General features: G+C 66.6%; 7 protein-coding genes. 2 read left to right on the forward strand and 5 right to left on the reverse strand.

The genetic code is table 11. From position 1 onward, the window contains the following. Window positions 1-382: universal stress protein (locus RMO12_RS08065; protein ID WP_309638897.1), on the reverse strand; the 382-nt coding region annotated here is incomplete at its 3' end. Between the two features lie 40 nt (window positions 383-422). Continuing rightward, window positions 423-1,097, reverse strand: coding sequence for a BON domain-containing protein (locus RMO12_RS08070; RefSeq protein ID WP_309638898.1), 675 nt, complete (start codon window positions 1,095-1,097; stop codon window positions 423-425). Window positions 1,098-1,222: 125 nt separating this feature from the next. Between RMO12_RS08070 and RMO12_RS08075 the strand changes: the two genes are divergently transcribed. Then, window positions 1,223-1,573 carry a cytochrome C gene (locus RMO12_RS08075; RefSeq protein WP_309638899.1) on the forward strand — a complete coding sequence of 117 codons (351 nt, stop codon included), beginning with the start codon at window positions 1,223-1,225 and terminating at the stop codon, window positions 1,571-1,573. 104 nt (window positions 1,574-1,677) lie between these two features. Then, window positions 1,678-2,211 (forward strand): YcbK family protein, encoded by a 534-nt coding sequence (locus tag RMO12_RS08080; RefSeq protein WP_309638900.1) that lies wholly within the window; start codon window positions 1,678-1,680, stop codon window positions 2,209-2,211. A gap of 17 nt (window positions 2,212-2,228) precedes the next feature. Here the strand turns inward: RMO12_RS08080 and RMO12_RS08085 are convergent, their stop codons facing one another. The 3 genes from RMO12_RS08085 to RMO12_RS08095 form a co-directional block, all read right to left on the reverse strand. Further along, the gene (locus tag RMO12_RS08085; protein ID WP_309638901.1) at window positions 2,229-3,797 is read right to left on the reverse strand and encodes a L,D-transpeptidase family protein; all 1,569 of its coding nucleotides are present in this window, start codon (window positions 3,795-3,797) and stop codon (window positions 2,229-2,231) included. Continuing rightward, complete coding sequence (locus RMO12_RS08090; protein ID WP_309638902.1) at window positions 3,797-4,195, reverse strand: DUF302 domain-containing protein; 399 nt, start codon at window positions 4,193-4,195, stop codon at window positions 3,797-3,799. Before RMO12_RS08090 ends, RMO12_RS08085 begins: the two co-directional genes overlap by 1 nt. A gap of 115 nt (window positions 4,196-4,310) precedes the next feature. Continuing rightward, the coding region (locus RMO12_RS08095; RefSeq protein WP_309638903.1) for a VIT1/CCC1 transporter family protein at window positions 4,311-4,750 on the reverse strand (440 nt) is incomplete at its 5' end.

Consider the following 4,750-nt stretch of genomic DNA (forward strand, 5'->3'; position numbering starts at 1 on the left):
ACACGTTCTCTGCATCGCTGCCCAACAGTACGCGACTGAAGCCGCGGCGGCCGTGCGTGCCGATGACGATCAGGTCGCAAGATGTGCTTTTCGCCTCCTGCAAGATCGCGTCGGCGACGCGACCGCCTTTCAATTCGCGCAACTGGGTCTCGACCCCGAGGCCGACACTTTCAGCGAGGGTCTTCGCTTCTTCGAGCAGGTCACGACCGTACTGATGCAGTCGATCGCGATACTTTTCCATGTCGACCACGCTGGCGACCTCGGCCATGACCGGATAGTCGCTCGTCACGTGAAGCAGGCATAGCGCGGCCTTCTGATCGGCCGCCAGGGTGATCGCTTCCTTCAGGCCGCGTCGCCCGGTGTCGCTGCCGTCGATCGGCACGAGGATTCGCTTGTACATGATGATCTCCGGGCTGAGCGCGTCAAGCGACGCGCAGTTCGTTGACGATGACCTGAACTCCCGGGGCCGACCAGGCGACGCCTTGGGCTGCCTCGCGCTCCTGCCACGAGTGCACTGTGCCGCTCAGCTTCACGGTCGTGCCGTCGACATCGACCTGGATGTGCTTGGCCTCGCGTCTTGCCTGGCGTGTCAGCGCTTCCTCGATCTTGCGTGAAAGGTCGGTGGCTTTGAGCTTTGCGCGCAACGTGATCTCGTTGCTGATGCCGACGACGCCCATCAGCGGGCGAAGCGCCTTCTCGACGCCGCGCCGCTGGTAATCCCATTCCAGGTCGCCTTGCAGCGTGATCCAGCCATGGTCGACTGTCAGCCGGATCGACTCGAGCGGCACCATGGTGTTCCATTTCAGTGCTTCCTCGGCGCTGGCGGCGATGTCGGTATCGCTGCGCTTGTGGTCGGGCGACAGCTTCACATCGATCTCGAGCGCAATGGCCTGCACCCCGGCGACACGCCGCAGCGCTCGCGAGGCGGCGTGCTTGCCGGCGAACGTGTCGAGGTGACCGGTTAGCGTGACCACGCCGTCTTTCACGGCCACGCCGATGGCGGTGGACTCGACCGCGGGGTCCCAGGCCAGCTCGGCCATCACGTCTTTCTTCAGGTCGGCATCAGATCTCACGACATTCCTTTCGATCGAGGTCACGGAACTCCAATCTAGACCTTTGCACGCAGCCGCGTTTGATATGAATCAAGCATGCGCGCGGGTCGACGTTCAAGAATCGGTCTTCGATTGCTCACTGTTCTCCGACGCGGGCAAAGGAGGCCTCGATGGCAACGTCTTTCAAGGCATGTTTCATGGCGCTGGGTGTGATCTTCGGCGCAGCGGCCATCGCCCCCTGCGCGTACGCCCAATCGAGGGGCCAATTGCTTTATTCGACGCACTGCATTACCTGCCATACATCGCAAATGCACTGGAGGGACAAGAAGGTGGTCACTGACTTGACGAGCCTTCGCTTTCAGGTGCGGCGCTGGCAGGGAAATGCCGGATTGGGTTGGAGCGAGGCCGACATCCAGGAGGTGACGCGCTACCTCAACGAAAGCATCTATCGCTACCCGCAAGCTTCCGATTCCTTGACCTTGATTTCCCCGATGACCGGCAATATTCACCCCCCGTCGTAGGCAGGTCGTGCGCCTCGTCGCTTCAAGTTGACTCGAGCAGCGTCGCAACCCCTAAGATCGGGTCCGCTTGCCGTCGTCACTTCGCAGCCTCACGCTCCGCCATCGTGAATGATTTCTCCCGTCGCCGCTTCGTCACCGCACTGGGTGCGACTGCGCTCACTGTCGCGCCGGGTTGGGTCCACGCGGGCGCGGGCGCGACACGCGCCTTGCGTTTCGACAACCTGCACACCAACGAGAAGCTGAGCGTCGAATACTTCGCCGCCGGTCGCTACCTGCCGGACGCCCTCTCGGCGGTCAATCACCTGCTGCGCGATTTCCGCACCAACGATGTCGGCGAGATCGATCCGGCGCTGCTCGACCTGCTGCACGGGCTGGCGGCGACGGTGGGTAGTCAGCAAGCGTTCCACGTTATCTCGGGTTACCGCTCGCCCGCCACCAACGAGAGCCTGCGCCAGCGCAGCAACGGCGTGGCCAGCGGCAGCCTGCACCTGCGCGGCCAGGCGATCGACATCCGGCTGGCCGACGTGCCGCTGGCCACGCTGCGCGATGCCGCGCGGTCGATGCGCTCGGGCGGCGTCGGCTACTACGCTGCCTCCGACTTCGTGCACGTGGATACCGGCCGCGTTCGGTTCTGGTAGTCGATTCGTCCTGTCGATCAGAACGAATTCACCGTGCGCCGGCTGGCAAGCGCGCGGGCAAGCCGGGTGTCGTGACCGTAGATGTCGTCGGCGAAGTACAGCGCCTGGTCGGCCGGCATCACCATCGCCGTCATGTAGAAAAGGATCACCGGCAATGGCCGCGTGAGATCAACGCGCCGCGACGGCGTCCCCGCCATGGCCGCTTGAATGTGATCGCGTGTCCAGCCCGGCTGGTCCTTCAGCAGCCAGAGCGCCAGGGCCAGCGGATCCTCCGCCCGCACGCAACCGTGGCTGAAATCGCGCCGCTCCCGGCTGAACAGCTGCGGCGCCGGCGTGTCGTGCAGATAGACGCTGGCGTCGTTGGGAAAGATGAACTTCACCCGCCCGAGTGAGTTCTTCGGTCCCGGCCGCTGCCGCAGCCGCAGATCGCCCTGGCGCAGCCCGGCGAGGTTTTCGTCGCTGGCGGCGACGGCCTTCGCGTCGTCGCCGGCACCGCGCACGATCTCCATGTCGTTGCGCTGCAGGTAGCCGGGGTCGTTCGTCAGTGTGGGCAGTATTTCGTTGCGCACGATCGAGAGCGGCACGTTCCAGTACGGTCGGAAGACGAGGTAGCGCATTTCTTCGAACAGCACCGGCGTCTGGGTCTTCAGCGCGCGTCCGACCACGACCTTCATGCTGATCGTAGCGTCGTCCGGCGTGGCTGGATCCCACGCCCACAGCCGGAACATCGGGATGTTGATGCCGATGAAGGGCCGTGCGCTGAGGTCCGGTAGCCAGCGCAGGCGCTCGAGCGCCCACTCGAGCTGCTGCACCCGATGCCCGAGCGCAACGTTCAGCGCCGCCAGCGTTGCCCGCCCGAGCACGCCGTCGACTGCGAGGCCGTGCCGGTTCTGGAACCGACTCACGCCCTCGGCGAGCGTGGCGTCGTCGCCGTCGGTGGGCGAGGGCGCATCGGCCGGCAGGTCACCGAGCGCGACGAGCAGACGATGCAGCGCGACGCCGTCGCGGTAGGTTTCGCCTCGTTTCGCCGCGGCCGCGAAGGGCGGGTGGACGAGCGAGCCATCGGCCGCCAGCACGCGGTAGCGCGCCAGCGCTTCGCGCAGCTTGGCGTACTGGCCGAGCCGCGGCCGCAGTTCGGCCACCGCTTCCGGCAGGCGCCCCGCGGCCGCGCCGGCGTACAGCAGGGCGGCAAAGTCAGGCGTTGCAGCGCCTGAGCGAGCGACCGGAAATCCCAGCGCGCGAGGATCGATGCGGCCGAGGTGGAGGTCGTGCAGGTAGCGCCGCATCGCGGCGCTCAGGTCACGCTCGAAGGCGGGCTGCGGCAACACCGCTGCGCCGGGCGCGGCGGCCGCAGCGGCGGCTTGCGCGCCGAGTTCGGCGGCCCGGTAGTCCCGCGGCGCAAGGCCGTCGGCGCCAGCTTCGGCCAGCAGTCGCAGGGCGTCGCGCGCGCTGGCGTTCGGCCGGCCGCTCGAGTCGAGCCACACAGGGTCGGCCGGCGCAGCCAGTGCGGGCCCGGCCAGTGCCAGCAACCCGCACAGCAGCAGCGGCGCAGAACGAAGCCAGCCGCGTGCCGGCCCGACCGTCATCAAACCGCGCCACCCAGGCTGCCGCAAGCCCGGCGCAAGCGCTGCTCAGCCTGGTCGGCCACCGACTTGATCTCGGGCTTGTCGACCAGGCCGACCATGGTCTGCGGATCGAGAAACCCCATCACGACGCGGCCCGGGGCCTCTTCGCGCACGACCACATTGCACGGCAACAGCAGCCCGATGTCCGGCTCGGCCTGCAGCGCCTGGTGCGCGAGCGGTGGGTTGCATGCGCCGAGGATGCGGTAGGGCCGCATCTCGACACCGAGCTTGTCCTTCATCGCGCGCTGCACGTCGATGTCGCTCAGCACGCCGAAGCCTTCGGCTTTTAGCGCCTCGATGGTTCTTGCAAGCGCCTGGTCCAAGGAAGCATCGGTCAGTGTGGTGGTGAATCCATACATGGGGGTGCAAGAAGAAGAGAGAAGGCTCGCGGGGAGGGGATGAAGAGAACTTACAGGCTGGTCGTCCGACCTGCCTTGCGAAATATCAAAGAGCCTTACCGACTGGCTCGGATCGTCAAGCGACAGCTCCGAAAAGCGTCCCCGCAGCGGCGGTGATCGCCATGGCCAGCGCGCCCCAGAAAGTGACGCGCCACGCACCCGTCAGAACGCTGGCGCCGCCGGCTCGCGCAGAGATGAAGCCCAGCACGGCCAGGAAGGCCAGCGATGTGCCGGCGACCGAGGGGATCAGGCTTTGACTGGGCACCAGCGCCGTCACGGCCAAGGGCAGCGCAGCACCGACCGCGAAGCTGGCGGCGGATGCCAACGCCGCCTGCACCGGCCGCGCGCTCATCGTTTCGGAGATGCCGAGCTCGTCGCGCGCATGGGCGCCCAGGGCGTCGTGCGTCATCAGTTGCTCGGCCACTTGGCGCGCCAGTTCCGGTTGGAGCCCACGTGTGACGTAGATGGCAGTGAGCTCACGCCGCTCCGCGGCGGGATCCTGGAGAAGCTCACCTT

It is taken from the genome of Methylibium sp. (assembly GCF_031393925.1).
In the GTDB taxonomy this organism is placed as follows: Bacteria; Pseudomonadota; Gammaproteobacteria; order Burkholderiales; family Burkholderiaceae_C; genus Methylibium.